This window comes from Paenibacillus sp. RUD330 (assembly GCF_002243345.2).
Taxonomy (GTDB): Bacteria; Bacillota; Bacilli; order Paenibacillales; family Paenibacillaceae; genus Paenibacillus_O.
On record NZ_CP022655.2, the window covers coordinates 1,324,783 to 1,351,178 of the forward strand.

Below are 26,396 nucleotides of genomic sequence, written 5' to 3' on the forward strand. Positions count from 1 at the left end.
TCGCTTGAGTTTTTACCGCGGGGAAGAAGGTTTTGCTCTTGCCTGAAAAAGCAGAGTCCAGGCTTCTAGTTGTTGGCTGAACCATGAATCTCATCTGCCAGGAGGAACGATCATGTCTACGAGCAAGGAATGGATCCGCCACATGGTTATTTTCGATCTCAAGCACCCGCAAGGATCTGGCGAAGCAGCCGCATTTCTCGAGGACGGGGAACGCATCCTGACCTCTATTCCGTCTGTGCGTCGATTCTCGGCAGGCGGACAGATCAGCTTGAAAAATGACTACCAGTATGTCTTTACGATGGACTTCAAGGATGAAGAGGATTACCGGCTCTACAATGAGCATTCTTCCCATGCATCCTTCGTGAAGGAACGCTGGGAATCGGAGGTCTCCTGCTTCATGGAGATCGATTTCCTCGTCCCGGCGGGGGTTGGCTCATGAGCGGCGGCCTGAGGCTTGACCTGTCGGGAAGAACGGCGCTGGTGACGGGAGCAACGGGACAGCTCGGGCGCGTCATTGCACGCACGCTTGCGGAATGCGGCGCGGATGTGGTTCTGCATTACCGAGGCAGCGAGGCAAAGGCTCTGGAGCTGCATGCGGAGATTTCCGCCATGGGCCGGAATGTGATGGTCGCCCAGGCGGACATCACTCAGCTGGATTCCGTAACGGCGATGCGGGATGCCGTGGCCGCCGGCCTCGGCAGCATCGATATTATTGTGGCTAATGCCGTCATTCAATATGAGTGGACTTCCGTGCTGAAGCAGCCTGTGGAGGATTATGTCAGCCAGTTCGAGTCCTGCGTGCTGCAAAGCGTGCATCTGGCCAAAGCCTTCATCCCCGGCATGCAAGCCAAAGGCAAGGGACGTTTCATCGGCATCAACACGGAATGCGCCATGCAGAACTTCCCTGGCCAATCCGCCTATACGGCGGGCAAGCGGGGAATGGACGGCATTTATCGCGTGCTCGCCAAGGAGGTCGGCGGCGACGGCATCACCGTCAACCAGGTGGCGCCGGGCTGGACGATCAGCGAGCGGGACCGCGAGAACGGCACGGAGCGCAACGAAAGCTACGAAAGCACCGTGCCTCTGAAGCGCCGCGGCACCGATCAGGAAATTGCGAACGCCGTCGCATTCCTCGCCTCGGATCTGTCGAGCTTCATCACGGGAGCTTATATTCCGGTGAATGGCGGCAATGTGATGCCCGGGATTTGAGAAAAAAGGACAGGGCGCTGAAACGAGCCTTGTGAAGCCGTGCCGGTACCAGTGAGTTTGGAATAAGGCTCAAAACGAGCCGGACCGGGGCTTGTGAGCACGCAATAAGGCTCGAAACGAGCCTTACAAGGCCGGATCGGTGCCCCTGAGCACGCAATAAGGCTCAAAACGAGCCTTACAAGGCCGGATCGGTGCCTGTGAGCCCGGAATAAGGCTCGAAACGAACCTTACAAGGCCGGATCGGTGCCCCTGAGCACGCAATAAGGCCCAAAACGAGCCTTGCAAGGCCGGATCGGGGCCTGTAAGCACGCAATAAGGCTCGAAACGAGCCTTGCAAGGCCGGATCGGGGCCTGTAAGCACGCAATAAGGCTCGAAACGAGCCTTACAAGGCCGGACCGGTGCCTGTGAGTACGCAATAAGGCCCAAAACGAACCTTACGAAGCTGTACCGGTGCTTGTGGGCCTGGAATAAGGCTCAAAACGAGCCTTACAGGGCCGGACCGGTGCTTGTGAGCCCGAAATAAGGCTCGAAACGAGCCTTACAAGGCCGGATCGGTGCCCCTGAGCACGCAATAAGGCTCAAAATGAGCCTTACAGGGCCGGACCGGTGCCTGTGAGCACGCAATAAGGCTCAAAACGAGCCTTACAAGGCCGGACCGGGGCCTGTAAGCACGCAATAAGGCTCAAAACGAGCCTTACAAGGCTGTGCCGGGGCCTGTAAGCACGCAATAAGGCTCAAAACGAGCCTTGCAGGGCCGGATCGGTGCCTGTAAGCACGCAATAAGGCTCGAAACGAGCCTTACAAGGCCGGACCGGGGCCTGTAAGCACGCAATAAGGCTCGAAATGCAGCTAGAATAAAAAGTGGACACCAAATAACGGACAGCCAATAATAACCGTAAATGGAGGTGTTCACATGAGTGAGCAACGGCAGCGGTACAATGAAGAATTCAAGAAACAAACCGTGAAGTTCATACAAGAACAGACCAAGTCAGTCCGAGAGATCGCAGAGGAGCTCGACATCCCCAAGAGCACGTTGAATCAATGGCTTTCTCAGTATCGACAATTCGAAACGGAGCCGGTTAACAGCGCGGAACGCATACGCCAGCTTGAACAGCAGCTGAAAGAAAAAGAACGTCGGATCGCCGATGTGGAAGAGGAACTGGCCATTGTAAAAAAAGCCGTGCACATCTTCAGCAAACCACGGAACTGAATTTTCAGTTCATTGAAGACCATCGCTCCGAGTTCCGTCTGGAGAAGATGTGCAGTGTTCTTGAGGTGTCCCGGAGCGGGTATTACAAGTGGCGCTGTACAAAGCCTAGTGCTCAAACGCTCCGCAAAGCCCAGCTGCAGGAGCGAATTCGGTTCTTCTTTCACGATGCCCAACAGCGCTACGGTGCACCGAAGATTACGCACATGCTTCACCAGGAAGGGCACCGCATCACCGAACGAACCGTAGGCCTATATATGGCCGAACTTGGTCTCCGCTCTTGTGTCTCCCGCACGTTTAAAGTCACAACAACCGACTCCAGTCATGACCTTGCCATTGCCCCCAACACTCTCAACCAGCAATTTACGGTTGAGAAACCGAACCAGGTTTGGGTCGCTGACATTACCTATATTCCCTGTCGGGAGGGACGACTGTTTCTGGCTAGCGTCATGGATCTCTGTACGCGTGAAATTGTAGGCTGGAAGCTGGCTCCCCATATGAAAACGGATCTTGTGCTCGACGCGCTGAAGATGGCTCACGACGCCAAACGACCTTTGCAGGGACTCTTGCACCACTCGGATCGAGGAAGCCAGTACGCTTCCCACGAATACCGTAGCCAACTAACTCAGTACAACATGAAGGCGAGTATGAGCCGTAGAGGCAACTGTTATGACAACGCCAGCATGGAGTCTTTTCACAGTATTCTGAAGAAAGAATTCATTTACTGTACCCGTTTTAAGACTCGGGAGCAGGCTTACCATGATCTCTACCACTACATTGAGTTTTTCTATAACCGGAAGCGAATCCACGGTTCGCTTGGGTATCTTTCACCTGCTCGTTTTGCAGCTACGTTTAAGCAGATTTCCTAAAGGTGTCCGTTATCGACTATCTACTTTCTTGACGTAGGTCCAAAACGAGCCTTGCAAGGCCGGACCGGGGCCTGTAAGCACGCAATAAGGCTCGAAACGAGCCTTATAAAGGGATTTCTTGGTCCAAAGCGGCGAATCATCCTGAGGGAAGTTCAAGCTTGTCATATCAGCAGCAGCACCTTATCATTGAAAGAGATGAAAAAACCATGTTTGAACAGTCGAGCGTGAAGAACACGCCGTTTGTCCCTCCGGGCAAGCGGCTTTTTTTATTTCATAGAGGGAGGTTCAACATGCAAAGAGGCCATTCAAGAGCAGCGGGCCTAATGGACACAACCATAGAAAATTTCATCGTCTGCCAGCGCGAATCAGCAAAAGGACAGCGACAGGAGATGCTGGGTAAGGATCTGCACGGCACAATTCTGCTGCTCCGCAACGTCATCATGCCGATCTTCGGATCGTTGGAAGGCTTTCAATTGGAATACGAGTTTGCCGGTCCGGGAGGATACAGGTTTTTTGCCGACGTGTACTACGAGCCGCTTCGGATGATAATCGAGTGCGACGGGTACGTGCCTCACGTGGAGCTGATGACCAGGGATCGATTCTCGCTGGACCGGCAACGATTGAGATGCATGGCTTTGGGAGGCTATCTTTTTGTGCCTTTCAGCCGGGATGAGCTGGAGAAGAAGCCTGATTCATGCAAGAGATCGATCTATGAACTGCTTGGAAGGTATGATCAATCCGCGGGTGGAATGCAGCGGCTCGATCCACGGGAGCGAGAACTGATCCGGCATGCTGCCCGTGGCGGACTGTTCACCATGACAGAGGCCGGCCTCTGGCTTCAAGTCGGCAAGTCTGCAGCAAGACGAAGGGTGCGCAAAATGATGGATGACGGGTGGATTGTGCCCGAGCATATCGGAAAAACCAGAATCCACCGCTACCGGCTTGGGGAAAAAGGGCTGCAGCTTCTTTCGGAAAGACGTTGATCGGAGGGCCGCTGCTTCATTCCCCTGTTTCTCCGAACGTTTCCCTACCTGCCGGGAAATATGCTATACTTAAGAAAGTCTGTCTTGCGGTAGATCGCATCTGAAATGAATCGAGATGCAATTTCCAAGGCTCCAAAGACTAGAACATGCATCCTGAGATGCCCGAACCCCAACGTCGTTTCAAACTGGACATACAGACGGCGCAATTGTCAATGCCGCAAGGATTGCAAACCTCAACACCGTTGACTACAGGCGGCCATCCGCCAAACTATAGATGAAGGACGGGATTCACACCAATGATCAGTACGAGCGGAATATCGCTTCGGTACGGCAAGCGAGCGCTTTTTGAAGACGTCAATATCAAGTTCACGCCGGGCAACTGCTACGGCCTCATCGGAGCGAACGGAGCGGGCAAATCGACGTTCCTCAAGATCCTCTCCGGCGAGATCGAGCCGAACACGGGCGAGGTCCACATCACTCCGGGCGAGCGCATGGCCGTCCTGAAGCAGAACCATTTCGAATACGACGAAGTGCCGGTACTCATGACCGTCATCATGGGCCACAAAAAGCTCTATGAAGTCATGAACGAAAAGAACTCCCTGTACGCCAAAGCGGACTTCACCGACGAGGACGGCATGCGCGCAGGCGAGCTCGAGGCCGAGTTCGCGGACATGAACGGCTGGGAAGCCGAATCCGAAGCCGCGGAAATGCTGAACGGCCTCGGCATTACGCCGGATCTGCACGACAAGCTGATGAAGGACCTGGACGGCAACGCCAAAATCCGCGTCCTGCTCGCGCAAGCGCTGTTCGGCACCCCGAACATCCTGCTGCTCGATGAGCCTACCAACCACTTGGATATGCAGTCCATCGAATGGCTGGAGAAGTTCCTCTCCACCTTCGAAGGCACCGTCATCGTAGTCAGCCATGACCGTCACTTCCTGAACCAGGTATGTACGCATATCGCTGACATCGACTTCGGCAAAGTCCAGATGTACGTCGGCAACTACGACTTCTGGTACGAGTCCAGCCAGCTGGCCCTCGCGCTCCAGCGCGACGCCAACAAGAAGAAGGAAGACAAGGTCAAGGAGCTGCAGGCGTTCATCCAGCGCTTCAGCGCCAACAAATCCAAGTCCAAGCAAGCGACGAGCCGGAAGAAGATGCTCGACAAGATCACTTTGGACGACATCCGGCCTTCCAGCCGGAAATATCCGTTCATCAACTTCAAGGGCGAGCGCGAAGCCGGCAAGCAGCTGCTGCTGATCGACGGCCTGACCAAGGCGATCGACGGCGAGAAGCTGATCGACAATCTGACGCTGACGGTGAACAAGGGCGACAAGATCGCTTTCGTCGGCCCGAACACTCTGCCGAAGACGGTGTTCTTCCAGCTCATCACCGGCGAGCTTGAGCCTGACGCGGGTTCGTTCCAATGGGGCATTACGACGACCCAAGGATATTTCCCTAAGGACAACTCCAAGTATTTCGACGGCGTCGAGGACAATCTTGTCGATTGGCTGCGCCAGTACTCCAAGGATCAGGACGAATCGTTCATCCGCGGCTTCCTGGGACGCATGCTGTTCTCCGGCGACGAAGCGCTGAAAAAAGCCGATGTCCTCTCCGGAGGAGAGAAGGTCCGCTGCATGCTCTCCAAGATGATGCTCTCGGGCTCCAACGTGCTCATCATGGACGAACCGACCAACCACTTGGACCTCGAGTCCATCACGGCGCTCAACAACGGGCTCATCGACACGGACTGCACCGTCCTGTTCACGTCGCATGACCATCAGTTCGTGCAGACGATCGCCAACCGCATCATCGAGATCACGCCGGGAGGCATCATCGACCGGATGACGACCTACGACGAGTACCTTGAAAATAAAGACATTCAAGCTTTGCGCGACCGCATGTACGCGGTGCAAGGAGTTTAATCAAGCCAAAACCGCTGTTACCCGGACCGAAAGGACCGGATAACAGCGGTTTTTTCTTTTTTGGGTTTGGTCTAAAGGCCGAGCGGCATGACCGGGTTTTGGTTATTGAATCCCACTCTGAAGGAGCTTTATGCTGGGAGGGCTTTGGGTTGAGCCGGCGTTGGGAACATTGGGCTTGGGTTTAACTTTAAAACCGCTTTGACCTTTGACCTTTGACCTGACCTTTGAGCTTTGTTTTTAGCTTATAAACGGCTTGAGCTTTGGCCTTGGTCTGAGCTTCGGCCTTCGGCCTTTGGTCTCTGAGCTTTGGCCTTCGGCCTTTGGTCTCTGAGCTTTGGCCTTCGGCCTTGGTCTGAGCTTTGGCCTTCGGCCTTTTGTCTCTGAGCTTTGGCCTTGGCTTGAGTTTCGGCCTTGGTCTCTGAGCTTTGGCCTTCGGCCTTTGGTCTCTGAGCTTTGGCTTTTTTCTGAGCTTTGGTCTTTGGTCTTTGGTCTTTGGTCTTTGGTCTTTGGTCTTTGGTCTCTGGGCTTCGGACCTTGGATTTTCGTTTGAACCTTAAGCTTCGAGCTTTGATTTTAAGTTCTGTACGGTGTCTTTCAATCATTGCCAGACCTGCCGGCCCATTCCGTCGAGCTTGCCGAACAGCGCCTCCAGCTCATCCAGGGTGCAGTCCGCCTGGTCTGGCCCGTCCACGGAATTCAAGCAGCGCTAGTTCAAAAAGCCTTCCAAAGCGACGGTCGGCTTGCCGTCCGCCTGCCACGCGCCCTTGTTGTAGCCGGAGTTGTACCCGGGGGTCGCTTCCGGCTCCCAATAGAAGACGCCGAGGCCTTTGCCGCCAGCGATATTTCTTGCTTTCGTCTTGATGTCGGCGATGAAGCTTTTGGCGGCTGCCGGCTGGTTGTAGTCCAAGCCGATCTCGGAGATGATGACGCTTTTTCCGTACCGGCTGATCATGTCATTGGCGTTGGCGATCGTCTGGTCGACCTTGGCCTGCCAATCCGTCGCCGTCGGATACAGCGACATGCCGATGGCGTCGAAGGTCGCCCCGTTGCTGATCAGTCCGCCGATGTTCCAGACGAACAGCGCGTTGTCGTAGCCGTTCGCGATGTGGACGATCGTCTTGGCGGAAGGGAAGACGCTTTTGACCGCGTTGTTGCCTGTATTGACGAGCCAGGCGTAGTTCTTCATCGAGACGGACGCCTTGCCGTCCTCCCACAGCATGCCGTTGTTCGTCTCGTTGCCGATCTGCACCCAGTCCGGCGTCACTCCTTGGGCTTTCATCGTGTTCATGACGGACACGGTATGCGACCACACGGCATCCATCAGCTGCTGGAAGGTGTACGATTTCCATGCCGCAGGCTTGGTCTGCTGGCCGGGATCCGCCCAGGAGTCGCTGTAATGGAGCGTCAGCATGACGCTCATGCCTTGAGCCTTGGCGCGGACGGCCAGGGCGGCGGCTTTGTCGGCGTTCATGTAGCCGTTGCCGTAATCGCTCATGTTCGGATTCACCCACACCCGGATGCGGACGGAATTCAGGCCGTAATCGGTTTTCAGAATGCTCAGGATATCCCGGGTCGTTCCGTTTTTGTCCTTCCATTTGTATCCTTGGGCTTCCATGCCGGCTATCCAGCTGATGTCGGCTCCCTTGGCGAACGCAGGCGCGGCTTCCGCGCGGCCCCCGCCATGATAGGCGAGCGGCGAGATCAGCATGACGGCAGCCAGCGCGAGGCTGAGCAGCCATCCCTTGCTTTTGATCGCCTTGCTTTTGATCGCCTTGCTTTTGATCGCCTTGCTTTTGAAGGTCCATTTCATGATTCCGATTCCTCCTCTTCTGATGGGAACAGCAATGGCAGATAATGCCGGAGCCTCCTTTCACCTTGAATTGTAAGCGTTATCCATTCGGCGGACAGCTGAGCGCAGCAATGATTTCTTCACGGTTTTCAACGTTGTTTTCCGGCATCGCTCCGGTGCGGGGAGGAGAGCCCCGGCAGCGGACAGCCATTGCCGATATCGTGGAAAAGGTATAAGAAAGCGTTGTCTTCCTCCATGGGAATGAGGAGCCCGGCAGGTTACAATGGGGTATTGGATGACGGCAGCACGATGACCGGAGGGGAAGCAGTTGCGCAGAAAACTTCGAATGGGATCCTATATTCCCTATTCCTATAAAATGATGATTCCCTATCTGCTGCTCGTCCTGCTGACGGATGCGCTCATCGGGACGATTTCCTACCGGATGCTGGTCGACTCCCGCACGGAGATCGCCCAGACGAACATCCGGGCGGCGATGCAGCAGACGAGGAGCAGCATGAAATACCAGATGGACGAGATCACGCGCATTTCCGATACGCTGTTCGGGAGCGTTCCTTTCCAAAAGGCTCTGCAGAAGCATGGAGACGATCTGCAGACGTACTTGACGATGCTCGATGAAGTCGTGCCTCAGCTCAGAGCGCCTCTGCAGCTGTTCGGCAGCAATCTGCGCATTGTGCTCTATACGACCAATCCCGATCTCTACGAGATCGAGGGCGACGATCTGAACACGCCGATCCAGGACAGCGACTATTACGTCCTCTCCGCCGACAGGGTAGCCGGCAGCGCCTGGGTGAGCGAGGCGAGCGAAGGCGTCGGAGCCAAGTGGATGCAGGTCGACAGCGATGCCGCTCTGGGCAACCTTTCCCACTTGACGAGGCTCATTTCCTACAATGACTATCAGACTGTCATCGGGTATATCCGCATCACGACTTCGCTGGACGAGCTGCTCGGGCGCTTCGAGGCTTTTCCCGAAGAAAAGGGAATCACGCTCCAGCTGCTGGACGACCAGTCGGAAGCGGTCACGTATCAGAAAGGCGGGGCGGAAGCTGCGGAAGAAAGATACCTCGCTCTCAACGAGGCGATTCCGGGAACGGGCTATTCGCTGCGGGCGCTCGTATCGCAGGAGTACCTGCAGGAGGATGCCAAGCGGCTGCGCCTGCTCATCCTCGGCGTCTGCTCCGCGAGCTTCGCGGTCATGGCGCTGATCGGGCTGCTCGTGGCGCGGCTGTCGGGACGCAAGATGCGGAAGATCGTGACGCTGCTCCAGTCCTTCCAGGACGGCAGCTTCGAGAAGCGGATCCGCTTCGGCGGCCGCGACGAATTTGTCCAGATCGCGCAGGCGTTCAACAATATGGCTTCCCATATCAAGGAGCTGATCAACAGCGTGTACGTCCAAGGGCTGAGCCGCAAGCAGGCCGAGCTGGAAGCCCTGCAGGCGCAGATCAATCCCCATTTCCTCTACAACACCCTCTCCACGATCAGCAGCCTTGCCAACATGGGACAGGCCAAGGAAGTGACGGAGATGGTCAAGGGGCTGTCTCGCTTTTACCGGCTGTCCTTGAACGGAGGCAAGGTGTATATTCCGCTCGGACTCGAGCTGGAGCAGATCCAGACTTATTTGGACATCCAGCGAGTGAAGTACGCGGATTCCTTCACGGTATACATGGATATCGAAGAGGGCATCCGGGAGCTGCAGGTGATGAAGCTGATTCTGCAGCCATTCGTGGAAAATATATTCAAGCATGCCTGGTTCGGAGATTCCATCGGAATTCTCATCGCCGGCCGGGTAGTCGGCGGGATGCTGGAGCTCAAAATCATCGACAACGGCATCGGGATGAGGCCGGATGCGCTTCGGGAAATCATATCCGGACCGAACCGGAACGAAGGCGGCTACGGAATCCGGAACGTCAATGAACGGATCAAGCTTCGCTACGGCCCGGAATACGGGGTCGATGCGGCCAGCATTTATGGAGCCGGCACGACAGTACGGATTCTGCTTCCGGCGGATTCGGATTTTGCGGAGGAACAGGACGGGGCCGGACTGCAGCCGGCGGACAGGAGGACGACAGCATGACAGCCGATATCAGCATTTTGCTCGTGGATGACGAGAAGGTCGATCTCGAATGGCTGCGGCGGCGCATCGCCGCGAGCGGGCTTCCGGTCGAGATCGCCGGAACGGTGAACAGCGGCTTTGCCGCCATGGAGTTCCTGGAGCGGCAGCCGGTGGACATCATCCTGTCCGATATCCGGATGCCGATCATGTCGGGAGTCGAATTCGCCCGCAGGGCCAAGGATAAAATGCCGGCCGCCAAGGTCGTCTTCATCAGCGGCCATGAGGACTTCCGGTACGCCAAGGAAGCGCTCCAGCTCGGAGCTTCCGGCTACCTGCTCAAGCCGGTCGACGACGAAGAGCTGCTCGGCATGCTGTCAGGACTGTGCGCCGGCATCGAGCGGGAGCGGCAGGCGACCCGCAGCGTATCGGAAGCGCTGACGCTGGCTTCCAAGGAATGGCTGCTGCGCTGGCTCGCCGGCGACGCGGAGCCTTCCGCGCAGGAGCATCTGCGTCCCCATATCGCGCCGCTTGTTCCGTCGCGCGCCGCCGCCGCGCTGATCGAGCTCGACGATCTGGAGCGCAAGACCCGCCATCTGCCGGATGCCGGCCGCAAGGAGCTGACGGAGGCGATCATCGCTTTCATCGGAGCATACGTGAGGGAGAAAAGAATGGGGCTGTTCGTCTCCGGCCTTCCGGGAGGCAGGGCTCTGCTGCTGCGCTCGACGGCTGGCATGCCTGACGGAGAGGAGCTGCAGCAGCTGGTCGATGCCGTCGCCGCGGCATTTCCGCTGACGGTGACGATCGGCTGCGGCACGGCGGCGGAGCGCTGGGAAGAGCTGCCTGCCTCCTACCGGGAAGCCCAGGCGGCTCTCAGCGCCAAGTGGCTGCTCGGCAAGAACCGTGTCATCACAGAGGATCCCGCGTCGCATGGAGATGCGGAGGCGGGCGTGCAGCTGGACCGGATCGTCGAGCGGATGCTGGAGGCGATCCTCCAGTATGATCTGGTCGGCATCGACAACGGCCTGATGGAGCTGTTCGGCATGCCGGGACGGCAGCGCAGCGACGCCTACCCTCTCATCATCCGCATGACCTCCAAGCTGCATGCCGATCTCAAGGCGATGAACGAGAATCTGTATGAGCTGCTGAGATGGGAAAGCCATGAGCCTTCCGTCCTGTTCCAGTTCGAGACGGTAAGCGATGTGCTGTCCTGGCTGCGCAAGCGCCTCTTCGAGCTGTCCGAGCTGCTGCTGCTCAAGAGCCGGCGCCACAACCGCAAGCTGATCGAGGACATCATCGGCTATGTGGAGGAGAGGCTCGAGCAGCGGGTGACGCTGAAGGAAACGGCGGCGCGCTTCAATTTCACTCCGAACTATTTGGGCCATCTGTTCAAGGAGGAGACCGGACAGCCGTTCAGCGAGTTTCTGCTGGAGCGCAAGCTGGCGCGGACCTGCTCCCTGCTGCAGGACCCTTCCCTTAAAATCTATGAAATCGCGGACCGGATGGGCTACAAGAATATCGTGTATTTCAACCGGCAGTTCAAGCAATCCACCGGCATGTCGCCCGGCGAATACCGGAAGAAGCAGCAAATTTGAACGCCGGTCCCGTTGCTCCCAGCCCCGTGAACATCGTGGAATAAGTATCGGTTTTAGTTGCTCCCCGCACTGACGGGCTCGCGGTCCGAAGTCCTATACTAAGGGCATAAGGACATCGAGAGGGGAGAAGACATGAATCGAAGCGGCTTTTTGGGCGACGTCCTCAAATACCGGACGCTGCTGCTGATGCTGCTGCCGGGCGTCCTGTTTTTCATTCTGTTCGCCTACATTCCGATGGCCGGAATCGTACTGGCCTTCAAGCAGTTCAACTACGCCGGAGGCGTATTCGGAAGCCCATGGAACGGGCTGGACAACTTCCGCTTCTTCTTCGAATCCGGCGATGCCTGGAGGGTGACTCGGAACACGGCGCTGTACAATATCGCGTTCATCATCGTGAACAACGTGCTGCAGATCACCGCCGCCATCCTGCTGTTCGAAGCGGCCAGACCGTGGTTCCGCAAGATTTTCCAGACGATGATGTTCCTGCCTTACTTCATCTCCTGGGTCGTCGTCGGAGCGATCGCCTACAATCTGTTCAACTACGATTACGGCACGCTCAACGTGGTGCTGAAGGCGCTGGGCATGCAGCCGCTGGATGTGTACAACACCGCGTCGTATTGGCCGCTGCTGCTCGTGGTCATCTCGGCATGGAAAGCGCTGGGATACGGCTCGGTCATGTATTTGGCGGCGATCACCGGCATGGATAGGGAAATGTACGAGGCGGCGGAAATCGATGGCGCGAACATCTTCCAGCGGATGCTGCACATCACGATCCCGAACCTGTATCCGACCGTCATCATCCTCGTGCTGCTGGCCGTCGGCAACATCTTCCGCGGCGACTTCGGGATGTTCTACAACATGGTCGGCAACAACGGAATCCTGTTCTCCTCCACGGATGTCATCGACACGTACGTGTTCCGCTCCCTGACGACGAACAACGATATCGGCATGTCGTCCGCAGCCGGCTTCTACCAATCCATTCTGGGCTTCGTCACGATCCTGCTGGCCAACTATGCCGTGCGCCGATATGACAAAGACCGGGCGTTGTTCTAAGGGGGATATCAAGATGCAAGCTCAACCACAGACAGCAGCCGCTTCCGCCAGCCAGAAGGCAGGCAGGATCAAGGGCGACCTGCTGCTGTTCCAACTGATCGGCTATGCCGTTCTCGGAGTCATGTCCGCCATCTGCCTGCTGCCGTTCCTGCTCGTCCTGTCCTCCTCGCTCACAAGCGAAAGCTCGATCATCGAGAACGGCTTCCAGCTGCTGCCCTCGGCGTTCTCGGGCGAGGCGTACCGGATCCTCTTCACGTATCCGGAGCAGATGCTCCGCGCGTACGGGGTGACGATCGGCGTAACGGCGGCCGGCACGCTGCTGGGATTGTTTCTGACTTCCATGACCGCATACGTGCTGTCGCGCAAGGACTTCAAGTGGAGAGGCTCCTTCTCCTTCTTCTTTTTCTTCACGACGCTGTTCAGCGGCGGACTCGTGCCTTGGTACCTGCTCGTCGTGAACTACCTGCATCTGAAGGATACGCTTGTCGTGCTCATTCTTCCGATGCTGCTCAACGTGTTCTACATCATCGTCATGAAGTCGTTCATGAGCGGCATTCCGGAGGCGATCGTGGAGTCGGCCAAAATGGACGGAGCGGGAGACTTCCTCATCTACGCGAGATTGATCCTGCCTCTGGCCAAGCCGGCTCTGGCGACCATCGGACTGTTCATCGCGCTCGGCTACTGGAACGACTGGTACAACGCGCTGCTGTTCGTCTCGAACGAGAACCTCATGCCGCTCCAGTACTATCTGTACAAGATGCTGGGGAACATGGACGGGATGCGCAAGGCGCTCATCAGCTCCGGCGCGGTCGTGAGCACGAGCATCCCGACGGAGAGCCTGAAAATGGCGATGACGGTCGTGGCGATCGGCCCGATCCTGCTCGCTTATCCGTTCATCCAGCGCTATTTCGTGCAGGGGCTGACGATCGGTTCGGTGAAGGGCTGACCGAAAAACGAATGCGGCAATGAGGCAGTTCCAATACTCCGAAAAACGAATGCGGCAATGAGGCAGATCCATCACTCCGAAAAACGAATGACTCTTCCAATCGCTGTTGAAGTCCGGATTTCTTGATTTTTTATCCCCTCAATGGGGGAAATCCGGCCTTCAAATGCGAACGCTCCGCTTTTCCAGAGCTCATTCGCCTTTCTACGTCTTATCCGCCTGCATGAGTCTTCAGCCCTCCTTTCATCGGAGAGCTTCGCCCTCCTTTGAGGAGAGGCCAGGAGAGCTTCGCCTTCCTTTTGGGGGAAGCCCGGGGAGCTACGCTTTGCTAGAGTTTATGCCTGCATGAAGTACAGAACTCCATCCATTCCATAGGGGGAAAAACAATGAAAGCCAAGAAATCGCTCCTGCTGCCGATGGCGGCGCTGCTCTCCATGTCCGCGGTGCTGGCGGCCTGCGGAGGAAACAACAACACAGCATCCAATACGGGATCGCCGGCGGTCAACGCATCCGCTGCGCCGACCAACGCAACCGCTTCCAACGAGCCCGACACCTCCAAGGAGGTCAAGCTGAAAATGCTGCTCGTCGGCGGCAAGCCGGCCGACTACGACAAAGTGTACGGCGAGCTGAACAAGAAGCTCAAGGAGCGCATCAACGCGACGGTCGAGGCCGAATTCCTCGACTGGTCCGACTGGAACCAGAAATACCCGCTGAAATTCGCGGCCAACGAAGACTTCGACCTTGTCTATACGGCGAACTGGGCTTACTACAACGACCAGGCGCTGAAGGGCGGCTTCCTGGAGCTTACGGAGGACATGCTGAACAAGTATGCGCCGCAGACGGTCAAGAACATGCCTCCGGTCTCCTTCGACCAGGCGAAGGTGAACGGCAAGCTGTTCATGGTGCCGAACAACAACGTCGAAGTGAACGACAAAGTCATTCTGTACCGCGAGGATCTGCGCAAGAAATACAATCTGCCGGAGATCAACAGCCTCGAATCCTACGCCACTTATTTGAAGGCGATCGCCGCGAACGAAAAAGGCATGCTCGCCTATGGCGCCAAAGCAGGCGACGGCTGGAAATGGCATGAGATGGACCAGGCGACGCTGGAGCAGCACAACGACTGGAATCTGGTCGACATGACGCTGCCGCTCGCATATAAGATGGACGATGCCTCCGGCAAGATCTTCAACATTTACGATACGCCCGAGTTCAAGCAGCTGCTGACTTACTACAAGGATCTCTCTGACAGCGGCGTCTGGTCCAAAAACGTCGTCAGCAACAAAAACGACGTCTGGCAGGATATCAAGGCCGGCAAGGTCGCTTCCTACGCTGCGCAAAATCTGGGCACCGCCGGCTCCAACCTCGCCGAGATGCGCCGGGACAACCCGTCCCTGGAGGTCGCCATCGCGGACATCACGCCGGACAAGAAAAAAATCGCGGCCATTTCGACGCAGAACGGCATGGCGATCCATGCGACATCCAAAAATCCGGAGCGCTCGCTCATGCTGATCGACCTGCTGCAGAACGACAAGGAGATCCATGATCTCACGATGTACGGCATCAGCGGCACGAACTATGTGCCCGAAGGCGACGACAAGTACAGCGCCGGCCCCGCCGCAGCGAACTACACCGGCTTCTCCAATTGGGGCTGGAACTCGCAGCTGAACCGGACCGACTCCTCGTATCCGCAGGAAGCGAACGATATTTTCGAGAAATGGCAGTCCAGCATCTATCACTTCCCGCTGGAAACGTTCGTCTTCGACGACGCCAAGGTGAAGACAGAAGTGGCCAGCATCAGCAACGTCATGCTGCGTTATTCGATCCCGCTGGAATACGGTCTGGTCAAAGACTTGGACAAAGGCCAAGCCGATCTGATCAAGCAGCTGAAAGCAGCCGGCATCGAGAAGGTCATGACGGAAATGCAAGCCCAAGTGGACGCGTTCCTGGCCCAGCAGAAATAAGCCAAGCGGGAGGAGACCCTGTCGTCTCCTCCCGTTTGCATCTTTTTGGAACCATCGCGGACCGGCCGTTCGGAGCTTTTTTCTTTATAGGGGAGAAAATCTCCGGAGACGGCGCTGCGGATTCCTATTCCATTGCGGTCGCCAAGAAAAGCGGCGAAGCTTCCTTTCTTTCATTTCATTTCATCAAGGAGTGGTAACGTTGAGTCCAAAACATCCCCCCGTCAGCAGCAGGCTGCCCGTGCTCATGCATGGAGCCGACTACAATCCCGATCAGTGGCTGCATGATCCGGCCGTGCTGGAGGAGGACATCCGGCTGATGAAGCTGGCCGGCTGCAATGTCATGTCGGTCGGCATCTTTGCCTGGGCGGCACTGGAGCCGGAGGAAGGGCGGTTCGAGTTCGGCTGGCTGGACGACCTGCTCGACCGCTTCGCGGCGAACGGAATCTATGCCTGGCTGGCGACGCCGAGCGGCGCCCGCCCCGCCTGGATGTCGCAGAAGTACCCCGAGGTGCTGCGAACCGGGGCGAACCGGGTGCGCAATCTGCACGGCATGCGGCATAACCATTGCTACAGCTCCCCGGTCTACCGGGAGAAGGTAACGATCATGAACGGCAAGCTGGCGGAGAGATACGGCCATCATCCGGCTGTCGTCGGCTGGCATATTTCCAATGAGTATGGCGGCGAATGCCACTGCGAGTATTGCCAGGACGCATTCCGTGAATGGGTGAAGGAGAAGTACGGCACGCTCGACAAGCTCAATGCAGCCTGGTGGGCGACCTTCTGGAGCCATACGTACACGGGCTGGGAGCAGGTGGAGTCGCCGGCTCCGCATGGCGAGAACATGGTGCACGGCCATAATTTGGACTGGCGGAGGTTCGTGACGGACCGGACGACGGATTTTTGCAAGCACGAAATGGCGCCTCTGCGCTCCGTCAATCCAGAGCTTCCATGCACGACCAATATGATGGACCTGTTCTACGATCTGGATTACCGCAAGCTGGCCGAAGCCATCGACGTCATCTCTTGGGATGCCTATCCGATGTGGCATAAGGATGCCTCGGACACGCATATGGCGGCCTGGTTCTCCTTCAACCACGATCTGTTCCGCTCGCTCAAAAAGAAGCCGTTCCTGCTCATGGAGAGCACGCCGAGCCTGACGAACTGGCAGCCGGTGAGCAAGCTGAAGCGTCCCGGCATGCATCGGCTCAGCTCGCTGCAGGCGGTCGCGCACGGCGCTGATTCGGTGCAATATTTCCAGTGGCGCAAAAGCCGGGGCTCCAGCGAGAAGTTCCACGGCGCGGTCGTGGACCACGTCGGGCATGAGCATACACGCGTGTTCCGGGACGTGGCCGGGCTCGGCGCCGAGCTGGCTGGGCTGGCGGATGCAGTTGGGACGAATGTGCCCGCGGAGGCGGCCATCCTGTTCGACTGGGACAACCGCTGGGCGGTGAACGATGCCCAAGGTCCGCGCAACGGCGGCCTGCGTTACGAGGATACGGTCGTGCAGCATTATCGCGCCCTGTGGGAGCTCGGCGTTCCGGCCGATGTGGTCGGTTCGGAGGACGATCTGAGCGGCTACAGGCTGCTGGTCGTGCCGATGGCCTACCTGCTGCGTGAAGAAGCGGGAAGGAAGATCGAAGCGTTCGTGCGCGGAGGCGGCACGGCGGCGATCACCTACTGGAGCGGAGTCGTGGACGAGCATGATCTGTGCTATCTGAGCGGATTCCCGGGTCCGCTGCGCGAGGTGGCGGGCATCTGGGCGGAAGAGATCGAAGGGCTCCACGACGGAGACCGCAACGCTATCGTCATGCGGGACGGCAACGCGCTCGGGCTTGGCGGCTCGCATGAAGTGCATGAGCTGTGCGAGCTGATCCATGCCGAAGGAGCCGAGGTGCTGGCGGTGTACGGCGACGATTTCTACGCCGGCAGGCCGGCTCTGACCGTGAACGCCTTCGGCGCCGGCAAAGCTTATTATTTGGCCGCGAGAGTGAAGGACGATGAGTTCTACCGCGCATACTACGAGCGGCTTGTCGAGGAGAGCGGAGCCAGGCGCGCCGTGAAGGCGGAGCTGCCTCCGGGAGTGACGGCCCAGCTGCGCTGCGGCGGCGGCAAGGCGTTTTTGTTCCTGCTTAATTTCTCCGCCAAGGAAGCGGTCGTGCGGCTGGAGAAATCCGAGGCCGGATGGTCGGACTCCTCGACGGGGGAAGCGGCGGCAGGAGAGATCTTCCTGCCGGTCAACGGCGCGAGCATCTTGGTGAGGGAGATCGGCTAGAAGGTTTGGTAAGGCGAAGAGAGCGGGACAGATAGCAGGCAGCTAGCAGGCAGAAAGCAGGCAGCTAGCAGGCAGAAAGCAGGCAGATAGCAGGCAGATAGCAGGCAGATAGCAGGCAGATAGAAGTCAGATAGCAGGCAGATAGCAGGACAAAGAGCAGAAACGGCGAAAGCTTCGGCCGTTTCTGCTTTTTTCATGCCGAGATGTCGGCCAGTCTATTATTTGCAGGGCAATGTGACTTGGGAATGCGCAGCGGTGAGCTGGGATCAGCCTCTTCGGACATGTTCCGGGAAAAGAGGGAACCTGATGCAGCAATCCGTTGCTTCCTTCCTGTTTTCCCGACAGCAGCACCCGACTTATACTTGAATTCCGTAGGACAAATCTTATCTGCGGAAGAGGTGCGGGGATGAACGGGGTCAAAATAGCTCTGATCGGCGATTTCAACGAGGAAGTTGTGGCCCACGGGGCGACCGCAAGCGCTGCGGCTATCTGCCGGAGCCATCGGAGCCGCCGTGGAGCCGGAGTGGGTTTCGACGGATTGTTTGCAGGCAGATGACAGTGCGGATGTTCTGGCAACTTATGAAGGCATGTGGATCACTCCAGGCAGTCCTTACCGGAGCATGCAGGGCGCATTGAACGCGATCCGGCATGCCCGGGAGCATTCCATTCCGCTAATCGGCAGCTGCGGAGGCTTCCAGCACATGGTAATCGAGTTCGCCCGCAACCGGCTAGGGATGCCTCAGCGGATCATGCGGAAGAAAACCCGGATGCGGAGGTGCTGCTGGTCGCTCCGCTGACCTGCTCGGTGAGCAATCAGTCTCATCGCTTCAAGCTGGCGACAGGCTCCAGGGTGGAAGGAATCTATGACAGCGACGAAATTTCCGAGCCTTACGGCATTTGCAATTACGGTCCCAATCCTATCTATATCGATAGGCTGGAAGCAGCGGGCTTCAAGGTATCCGGAACCGATCTGAACGGCGAAATCCGCATCATGGAATTGAACGGACATCCCTTTTTTATGGGAACCTTGTTCCAGCCGGAGCGTTCCGCCTTGCAGGGGCTTGTCCATCCGCTCATTACGGAATTCGTCCGCAGCGTTGTTGGATACGATGGCATGGGTGGATTAAAGACATAGAAGGATCGGACCGCCATCGCCAGGGCTGAACGATTGTCCGGCAGGATGGAGTAAGACATAGAAGCTTCGCCGAACTGCCACGCAGGACGTGCGAAGCTTTTTTTGCGTGGCAGGACGGGATGCTTGCCGGCAGCGGACGTCAATATCCTAGAATCTAAAGCGTTTTGGACGTGAATATCCGAATATCCAAGGCGTATCGGACATACGATCCGTTATTTTCGATCAAATCCTCATATTTGCTGCGTATCGGACATACGATCCGTTATTTTAGGCTGATGCCTCCATTTTGAGGTGAATCTGTGAAATAGCGGAACTCATGTCCGTTAAATTTTTTTGAATGGGCATTTTCGCGGAAATAGCGGAACCAATGTCCGATAGGGCGATCGAGAGTGGTGAAATTCAACAGGAACGCGGAAATAGCGGAACCAATGTCCGATAGGGCGATCGAATGGGAAAGAAATTCTACACGCAACGATTTTTCTGCTGAAAGCGTATTTACAGAATCTTCCGAGGGGGCTAGGATTTAACTGTAGGAACAGTGGCTCACATCGTCGGGGATTCAAATTATGGCGAGTCTTTGCGCCGCGGAGCGGAGGGCTGGAATGGACAGGTACGCGTATTACAAGGGCATGTTTGAATCGCTTCCGAAGCCGTTCGCCTTCGTCGATCTGGATTTGCTGGACGCCAATGCGGCGGCCATCGCCCGGGAAGCCGGGGACAAGAAGGTGAGAATCGCCAGCAAGTCGATCCGCTGCGTCGAGGTGCTGAGGCGGATCCTCCGCTCCAGCCCGGTCTTCCAGGGCATCATGTGCTTCACAGCCGCGGAAGCGGCCTATCTCGCCCGGGAAGGCTTCGACGATCTGCTGCTCGGTTATCCGCAGTGGGAGCCGGAGGCGATCGGGGACCTGCTCTTGCTGGCGGCGGAAGGCCGCATAATCACGTTCATGGTCGACTGCCGGGAGCATGCCGAAAGGATCGCCGAGCTCGCTGCGGAGCGGTGCGTGCAGGCATCGGTCTGCATCGATCTCGATATGTCCGTCAGCTATCCGGGCCTCCACTTCGGAGTGAGACGCTCTCCTCTGGCGGGATGGGAAGCGATGAGGCCGCTTGCCGAGAGCATCCTCGCTTCCCGACGGCTGAAGCTGGAAGGCCTCATGGGCTACGAAGCCCAGATTGCGGGCGTGGGAGACAAGGTTCCCGGAAGCGGGCTGAAGAACGCTCTTGTCCGCCAGCTGAAGAAGCGTTCAATCCGGGAAATAGCCCGGCGCAGAGGAGAGGCTGTCGAGGGCCTGCAGAACCTCGGAGCCCGGCTGCGCTTCGTCAACGCCGGAGGCACAGGCAGCATGGCGAGCTCCCGGGCGGAGGCGGGCGTGACGGAGATTACGGCGGGCTCGGGCTTTTATTCCCCGGGATTGTTCGACAATTACGAGGGCTTCCGCTACCAGCCGTCGGCGGGTTACGCGGTCGAGGTCGTGCGGCGGCCGGGTGCGGGCATCGTCACCTGCATGGGAGGAGGTTATACGGCTTCCGGTCCCGCGGGGAGGGATAAGCTGGCAAAGCCGTATTTGCCGGAGGGACTCCGGCTGCTGCCTCTGGAGGCGGCAGGCGAAGTGCAGACTCCGCTGACGGGACCGGCGGCGGAGTCTCTCGCCATCGGGGATCCGGTCTTTTTCCGGCATGCCAAGGCGGGCGAGCTGTGCGAGCGGTTCAAGGTGCTGCATGCGGTGTCGCAAGGCAAGATTGTCGGACAGTACGCCACTTATCGCGGAGCGGGGGAATGTTTCTTATGAAGACAGCGTCATCGCATTGGTCCAACTGGTCAGGCAGCGTTCAGGCGTCTCCGCGTACCGTCCTTTATCCGGAGTCGGTCGAAGCGGTGGCGGAAGCCGTCCGGATGTGCCGCCGGGAAGGGCGGAAGCTGCGTACGGTCGGCTCCGGCCACTCCTTCACGCCGATCGCGGCCTCCGACGACATGCTTCTGTCGCTGGACCGCATGCAAGGCCTCGTCTCCATCGATCCGGCTGCCGGCACTGCTGTCGTCTGGGCGGGCACGAAGCTGAAGAAGCTCGGCAGCCTGCTGCATGAGCATGGCTTCGCCCAGGAGAACCTCGGCGACATCGACGTCCAGTCCATCGCGGGAGCCATCTCCACGGGTACGCACGGCACGGGCCGGGAATTCGGCAATCTGTCGACGCAGGTGCTGGGATTGACGGTCGTGACGGGGACGGGCGAGGTGATGGAATGCACGCCGGAATCCCATCCCCGGCATTTCAAGGCGCTGCAAATATCGGTCGGCGTGCTCGGCGTCATCGTGCAGGTCAAGCTGCGTCTGCAGCCTGCGTACAAAATGGAGTATGTCAGCCGCAAGCTTCCGCTTGGGGAAGCGCTGGAGCAGCTGCCCGCCTTGAGGGCGGACAACCGGCATTTCGAGTTTTTCTGGTTCCCCTATGCGGATCCGTGCCAGATCAAGGTGATGAACCCGTCCGACAAGGAAATCACGAGCAGCCCGGTCAAGGATTATATCAGCGACGTGCTGATTGAAAATACGTTTTTCGGCCTCGTGTCGGAGCTGTGCCGCAAGCGTCCTCGAGTCAGCGCTTCCGTCAGCCGGTTTTCCGCCTCCCAGGTCCCGGTCGGACGCAAGGTCAATTACAGCCACCGCCTGTTCTCGACGGAGCGCTCGGTCCGCTTCGTGGAGATGGAATACAATCTGCCTGCGGAAGCGATGGCTTCCGTCATCCGGGAGATGCGGGAGGAGATGGATCGCAGCCGGTACGACGTTCATTTTCCGGTGGAATGCCGCTACGCCAAAGGCGACGACATCTGGCTGAGCCCGGCCTACGGAAGGGATTCCGCTTATATCGCCGTCCATATGTACAAAGGCATGCCGCATGAAGCGTATTTCCGGGCGATGGAAGCCATTTTCCTGCGGCATGGCGGCAGGCCTCACTGGGGCAAGATGCATTTTTTGGACGCGGACGGGCTGCGGGGGCTGTACCCCCGCTGGGACTCGTTCCTCTCGATCCGCAAAGAGCTGGATCCCGGCGGCATCTTCCTGAACGGCTATATGGAGCAGCTGTTCGGATCGGGCGGCGGTGCCGGAACGGCCGATCATGCCATTCAGGCATGAGGCGGCTTGCCCGTATTTTCCGCAGCTCATCGCGCTGTCTGTCGGGAATGGCCTGATCGCCGTCCCGAGGCGCACACGCAAGCATAAGCTTCCATCCCAAAATTCTCAAAAGGCGGTTGATTGCAGTGGCCAAGGAGCTTGGAGAAGCCGTCATCCGTCTGCAGGACGTGCGGATGAATTACGGCAATAAGTTTGTTTTGAAGGGCATCGACCTGGAAGTCTATCCCGGCCAGATCATCGGATATATCGGCCCCAACGGCGCGGGCAAAAGCACGACGGTCAAGCTCATGCTCGGACTTGAAACCGGGTACGGCGGCAAGATCGAGGTGCTTGGACATAATTTGTCCGACGGCTCGTCGGCTTACAAAGGACGCATCGGCTATGTGCCCGAAACGGCCGAAATCTACGATACGCTCAGCGCGAGGGAATACCTGACCTTCTGCGGCGAGCTGTACGGACTGAAGCCGGAGGACGCCGATTACAAGGGAGCCAAGCTGATGCGCCTGTTCGGGATGGAAGAGGTGTATGATTCCCGGATCGATTCGTATTCCAAAGGAATGAGGCAGAAGGTGATGCTCGTCGCCAGCCTGCTCCACAATCCTGACCTGCTGTTCCTGGACGAGCCGCTCAGCGGACTGGACGCGAACAGCGTCATGATCGTCAAGGAGATCCTCGCTCAGCTTGCCGCCGAAGGCAAGACGATCTTCTATTCCTCGCATATCATGGACGTCGTGGAGAAGATCAGCAGCCGCATCGTGCTCCTCCATGACGGGCATATCGCCGCGGACGGAAGCTTCGCCGAGCTCAAGGCGCAGGGAGCGGAAGGCTCGCTGGAGCAGATCTTCAACGACCTGACGGGCTTCACCGAGCATGCCGAGATCGCCGGGAGGATCGTCCAGGCGGTTCAAGAGGACTACAGCTGATGCATGAATTCATAATGAAGCTGCTGGACAGGTTCAGCGGCATGTTCCGCCGTGCAGGCATCGACTACCCGGCGCTTCGCACGATCGTAAGGATCAAGCTGACGATGGACGGGCGCAAGCCGAACGGCGTCCTGGAAGCGATAGGGAAATCCAAGAAGCCTTCCGCGGACAAGCCGGAGAAGTCGCCGTTTGCGGTCAACTGGCTGTACGTCCTCATGAGCCTGGCGATGATTCCCTTTCTTTTTCTGAACGATAGCCTGGCCGGCATGACCTTCGTGTTCACGCTGCTGATGTTTTTCCAGGGGACGGCGATGATAGCGGATTTCTCATCGGTCATGCTGGATACCCGGGACCGGTCGATCCTGAGGACGAAGCCGGTGGACGGACGCACGCTCGGGATGGCTAAGACCGTCCATATCATCGTTTATCTCTTCCTGCTCACCGCCTCTCTGGTCGCGCTGCCGCTGATGGCGGTGTTCGTCTTCAAGGGAGCGGCCGCGGGGCTGGTGTTCCTGCTGGAGATCATGCTGGTGACCGGACTGGACATCTCCCTCACGGCGGCTGTCTATTATGCCGTGCTCCGCCTATGGGATGGGGAGCGGCTCAAGGATATGATCAACTACATCCAGATCGCGCTCGCGGTCGGGCTGATGGTCGGATACCAGATCATGATCCGCATCTTTGATTTCTCTGCCCTGGGAGCCGGCTTCGAGCCGGGAGGATGGTGGCTGCTGGCGCCGCCTGTATGGTTCGGCGCTCCTTTCGGGCTGCTTCAGGGAAACGGCGGCATCTCCTACGTCTTTGCAGCCTGCGCCCTGCTTGTTCCGCTGCTGTCTGTGCTGCTGTATGTCCTCATGCTGCCGCAATTCGAGCAGCAGGTCCAGAAGCTGACGCAAGGAGGAGGAGCGGGCAAGCGCAGGTCGGCGTTCCGTCCGCTTGAGCTTATCGGCGACCTGCTGATCCGAAACCCCCGGGAGAGAGCGTTCTATCGGTTCGCCTGCGCCATGATGGGCAAGGAAAGAGAGTTCAAGCTGAAGGTTTACCCGTCCGTAGGCTTTTCCATGGTCGTCCCGTTCATTTTCATGGCGAGCCAGCTCAAGGCAGGACTGGACAGCTTGTCCGTCGTCTGGGGATTGATGCTGTACGGAACCGGGCTCGCGATTCCGACGCTCTTGACGCTTCTGTCCTTCTCCTCCCGCCATAAGGCGGCCTGGATCTACTCGACATCTCCGATGGAGGAGACGGGGGCCGTCCACCGCGGCGCGGTGCTTGCCAGCCTCATCAAGCTGTTCCTTCCCGTATTCGCCGTTGCAGCGGTTGTCTTTCTGCTGCTGTTCGGCAAGGCTTTTGTTCCCGATCTCATTGCCGTCTTCCTCTCGCTGCTGCTGTTCGCCGTCGTCTGCTACCGCATCCTTCCGCGCAAGCTGCCGTTCTCGGAGCCGTTTCCGGCGGGAAGCTCCAGCCAGAACGGCTTGCAGGTTTTCCTGCTCATCGTCATTTTGACGGCGTTCGGGGGCATCCACTTCGGGATACGCGCGGCAGGATGGCCGTATTCGGTATGGATATTCTCCGCCGCGCTGATCGGCCTGAATTATGTGGCTTGGAAATATGGGTTCCGCGGCCGTTCTACCGGCAAGGCGGCATCCGCGAAATGAGCCGCACGGCATCAGCCATTCTCTTCCTTCCCTGCATGACAGGCCGGCCGGTGCCGGGATTTCACGATGGCTTCCTTTACCAAATCTCTACCTCCCGTTGACGAATAAGGGACACTCAACCGTTACCCTTAAATTGGAAATCAATCATGCATTGCCGGGAGGAGCGGATGACAGTGAGATTGATCGTGATGGGAGATCTTCATTATCATGAATGTGACAGGTCGGTACCGGGACTGCACGATGCGCATGCTGCTTTCTACAGCGGTTTGTTGGACGAGTTTCTGGAAGCGGACGCGGACCTGCACATTTCCTTGGGGGATCTGACCAACTATGGAACGGCCGAGGAGCTTCGGCAGATATACGGCTTGCTGAGGAGCAAGCCGCGGAACTTCATCCATGTCCTGGGCAATCACGACCTGTACGCGCAGACGCGGGCCGAGGTGCTGGACCTATCCGGCCAGCAGCGGTATCATGCCTTCGACGCCGGCCATGCCGTCCTCGCTTTCCTCGATACGGCCAAGGAGCAGGATTATGAGGATTGGGGAGGCTGGGTCGATCCGGAGCAGCTGGATTGGCTGGAAGAGATCGTGATCGCTTCGGGAGACCGGCCTCTTCTCGTCTTCGGCCATCATCCCGTCTACGCCACGACCGCACGCTCCGAAACGGATAAAGGCTCCATTCACCCTGATATCGACATGTGGAGCATCCTGCGAAAAAAGAAAGGCGTCGGCGTCTACTTCAACGGGCATACCCATGTCGATTCCATCGCGGTCCGCGGCCAATGGTCGTTCGTCCAGCTGTCCGCATGCCTGGATGTTCCGTCCTTCCGCATCGTGGATGTCGAGCCGGAAATGATTGCGGTCCGCGCCGTTGAAGTGACGGATGAAGAAGCCATCGGGGGCTTGCCGATCATCCACCGGCACATGAGGCATTTCACTCCGACTCTCGGAGCCAAGGGACTGCACAGGGACCGCGAGCTCGCCATCCCCCTCAAGGATTCCGTGCTGCCGGGATGAATGCCGAACAGTTCCGCAGCCTGCTCGAAGAACGCAGGATCATCGCCTCGCTCAAGCAGCCCAAGCATATCGAGCATGCGCTGGAGCTGCGCAGCCGGTTGTCCGGCGTGTTCCTGCTGATGGGGCATATCGGCGTGCTGGGCTCGTACGTCGATGTTTTCCGCAGCCACGGCATACCGGTCTTTCTCCATCTGGAGAAGATCGGCGGGCTCAGCACGGATTCCCACGGCATCGACTATCTGGCCAAGACGATACGTCCGGCCGGCATCGTCTCGACCAAGACGAGCGTAATCAGGGCCGCCAAGAAACGGGGCCTGCTCACCGTGCAGCGCTTCTTTCTCGTGGACAGCGAAGGACTGAGCAATATATCCGGCAGCCTGGAGCAGACGATGCCCGACGTCGTCGAGCTGATGCCTGCGCGCATTCCGGAAATGATCGCGCGCGTACGCCGGTTCGCGGACGTGCCGATCATTACCGGAGGGCTGCTCAGCGAGCCCTGTCAAGGCCGGCTATGCCTGGACTATGGAGCTGCCGCGATCTCGTCCTCCGATCCGAGGCTGTGGCGGGCCGACTATTCCGGGCATTCGGGCAGCGGATTGGAACGATCTAGCTAGGCCGGGCCTCTTCACGTATTCTTCGCATGGCGTTGACGTTCAATT

The 26,396-nt window shown here is 58.0% G+C and carries 22 protein-coding genes; 21 read left to right on the forward strand and 1 reads right to left on the reverse strand.

What is annotated here, in order from left to right; all coding sequences use genetic code 11:
• The first annotated feature begins 112 nt into the window (after positions 1-112).
• From CIC07_RS05780 to CIC07_RS05805, 6 genes are all read left to right on the forward strand, one after another.
• On the forward strand, positions 113-439 hold the full coding sequence (locus CIC07_RS05780; RefSeq protein ID WP_076359874.1) for a Dabb family protein: 327 nt from the start codon (positions 113-115) through the stop codon (positions 437-439).
• Between the two features lie 8 nt (positions 440-447).
• Positions 448-1,209: an SDR family NAD(P)-dependent oxidoreductase gene (locus CIC07_RS05785; protein ID WP_076359902.1), complete on the forward strand. Its 762-nt coding sequence runs from the start codon at positions 448-450 to the stop codon at positions 1,207-1,209.
• A gap of 914 nt (positions 1,210-2,123) precedes the next feature.
• Entirely contained in the window at positions 2,124-2,420 is a 297-nt protein-coding gene (locus tag CIC07_RS05790; protein ID WP_076360304.1) for a transposase, read from the forward strand.
• 11 nt (positions 2,421-2,431) lie between these two features.
• Positions 2,432-3,286 carry an IS3 family transposase gene (locus CIC07_RS05795; protein WP_234993122.1) on the forward strand — a complete coding sequence of 285 codons (855 nt, stop codon included), beginning with the start codon at positions 2,432-2,434 and terminating at the stop codon, positions 3,284-3,286.
• Positions 3,287-3,444: 158 nt separating this feature from the next.
• Positions 3,445-4,269 (forward strand): hypothetical protein, encoded by an 825-nt coding sequence (locus tag CIC07_RS05800; RefSeq protein WP_076359342.1) that lies wholly within the window; start codon positions 3,445-3,447, stop codon positions 4,267-4,269.
• Between the two features lie 296 nt (positions 4,270-4,565).
• A complete protein-coding gene (locus CIC07_RS05805) occupies positions 4,566-6,194 on the forward strand; it encodes an ABC-F family ATP-binding cassette domain-containing protein (RefSeq protein WP_076359343.1) in 1,629 nt (542 codons plus the stop codon).
• Between the two features lie 706 nt (positions 6,195-6,900).
• Here the strand turns inward: CIC07_RS05805 and CIC07_RS05810 are convergent.
• A complete protein-coding gene (locus tag CIC07_RS05810; protein WP_076359498.1) occupies positions 6,901-7,902 on the reverse strand; it encodes a glycoside hydrolase family 53 protein in 1,002 nt (333 codons plus the stop codon).
• Between the two features lie 409 nt (positions 7,903-8,311).
• On the opposite strand from CIC07_RS05810, the gene CIC07_RS05815 reads away from it, so the two are divergent.
• From CIC07_RS05815 to CIC07_RS05875, 15 genes are all read left to right on the forward strand, one after another.
• A complete protein-coding gene (locus CIC07_RS05815; protein ID WP_234993089.1) occupies positions 8,312-10,075 on the forward strand; it encodes a sensor histidine kinase in 1,764 nt (587 codons plus the stop codon).
• Positions 10,072-11,646: a response regulator gene (locus CIC07_RS05820; protein WP_076359345.1), complete on the forward strand. Its 1,575-nt coding sequence runs from the start codon at positions 10,072-10,074 to the stop codon at positions 11,644-11,646. Before CIC07_RS05815 ends, CIC07_RS05820 begins: the two co-directional genes overlap by 4 nt.
• Before the next feature lie 132 nt (positions 11,647-11,778).
• Positions 11,779-12,699, forward strand: a complete 921-nt coding sequence (locus CIC07_RS05825) for an ABC transporter permease (protein WP_076359346.1) — start codon at positions 11,779-11,781, stop codon at positions 12,697-12,699.
• Between the two features lie 121 nt (positions 12,700-12,820).
• The gene (locus tag CIC07_RS05830) at positions 12,821-13,645 is read left to right on the forward strand and encodes a carbohydrate ABC transporter permease (protein ID WP_234993097.1); all 825 of its coding nucleotides are present in this window, start codon (positions 12,821-12,823) and stop codon (positions 13,643-13,645) included.
• Between the two features lie 383 nt (positions 13,646-14,028).
• The gene (locus CIC07_RS05835) at positions 14,029-15,606 is read left to right on the forward strand and encodes an extracellular solute-binding protein (protein ID WP_076359348.1); all 1,578 of its coding nucleotides are present in this window, start codon (positions 14,029-14,031) and stop codon (positions 15,604-15,606) included.
• A 199-nt stretch (positions 15,607-15,805) separates the two neighbouring features.
• A complete protein-coding gene (locus CIC07_RS05840) occupies positions 15,806-17,878 on the forward strand; it encodes a beta-galactosidase (protein WP_076359349.1) in 2,073 nt (690 codons plus the stop codon).
• A 406-nt stretch (positions 17,879-18,284) separates the two neighbouring features.
• Positions 18,285-18,434, forward strand: a complete 150-nt coding sequence (locus CIC07_RS25335; protein WP_240923523.1) for a hypothetical protein — start codon at positions 18,285-18,287, stop codon at positions 18,432-18,434.
• Positions 18,391-18,675: a glutamine amidotransferase-related protein gene (locus CIC07_RS25340; RefSeq protein WP_234993090.1), complete on the forward strand. Its 285-nt coding sequence runs from the start codon at positions 18,391-18,393 to the stop codon at positions 18,673-18,675. The genes CIC07_RS25335 and CIC07_RS25340 overlap by 44 nt, the downstream gene beginning before the upstream one ends.
• Positions 18,654-19,013, forward strand: coding sequence for a CTP synthase (locus CIC07_RS25345; protein ID WP_234993091.1), 360 nt, complete (start codon positions 18,654-18,656; stop codon positions 19,011-19,013). Before CIC07_RS25340 ends, CIC07_RS25345 begins: the two co-directional genes overlap by 22 nt.
• Before the next feature lie 602 nt (positions 19,014-19,615).
• The gene (locus CIC07_RS05850; protein WP_076359350.1) at positions 19,616-20,803 is read left to right on the forward strand and encodes an amino acid deaminase/aldolase; all 1,188 of its coding nucleotides are present in this window, start codon (positions 19,616-19,618) and stop codon (positions 20,801-20,803) included.
• The gene (locus CIC07_RS05855; protein WP_094248349.1) at positions 20,791-22,143 is read left to right on the forward strand and encodes a D-arabinono-1,4-lactone oxidase; all 1,353 of its coding nucleotides are present in this window, start codon (positions 20,791-20,793) and stop codon (positions 22,141-22,143) included. Before CIC07_RS05850 ends, CIC07_RS05855 begins: the two co-directional genes overlap by 13 nt.
• A 173-nt stretch (positions 22,144-22,316) precedes the next feature.
• Positions 22,317-23,066 carry an ABC transporter ATP-binding protein gene (locus CIC07_RS05860; RefSeq protein ID WP_076359499.1) on the forward strand — a complete coding sequence of 250 codons (750 nt, stop codon included), beginning with the start codon at positions 22,317-22,319 and terminating at the stop codon, positions 23,064-23,066.
• Complete coding sequence (locus tag CIC07_RS05865; protein WP_076359352.1) at positions 23,066-24,721, forward strand: hypothetical protein; 1,656 nt, start codon at positions 23,066-23,068, stop codon at positions 24,719-24,721. Before CIC07_RS05860 ends, CIC07_RS05865 begins: the two co-directional genes overlap by 1 nt.
• 167 nt (positions 24,722-24,888) lie before the next feature.
• Positions 24,889-25,737: a metallophosphoesterase family protein gene (locus CIC07_RS05870; RefSeq protein ID WP_234993092.1), complete on the forward strand. Its 849-nt coding sequence runs from the start codon at positions 24,889-24,891 to the stop codon at positions 25,735-25,737.
• Complete coding sequence (locus CIC07_RS05875) at positions 25,734-26,351, forward strand: glycerol-3-phosphate responsive antiterminator (RefSeq protein WP_076359353.1); 618 nt, start codon at positions 25,734-25,736, stop codon at positions 26,349-26,351. Before CIC07_RS05870 ends, CIC07_RS05875 begins: the two co-directional genes overlap by 4 nt.
• Positions 26,352-26,396 lie beyond the last annotated feature (45 nt).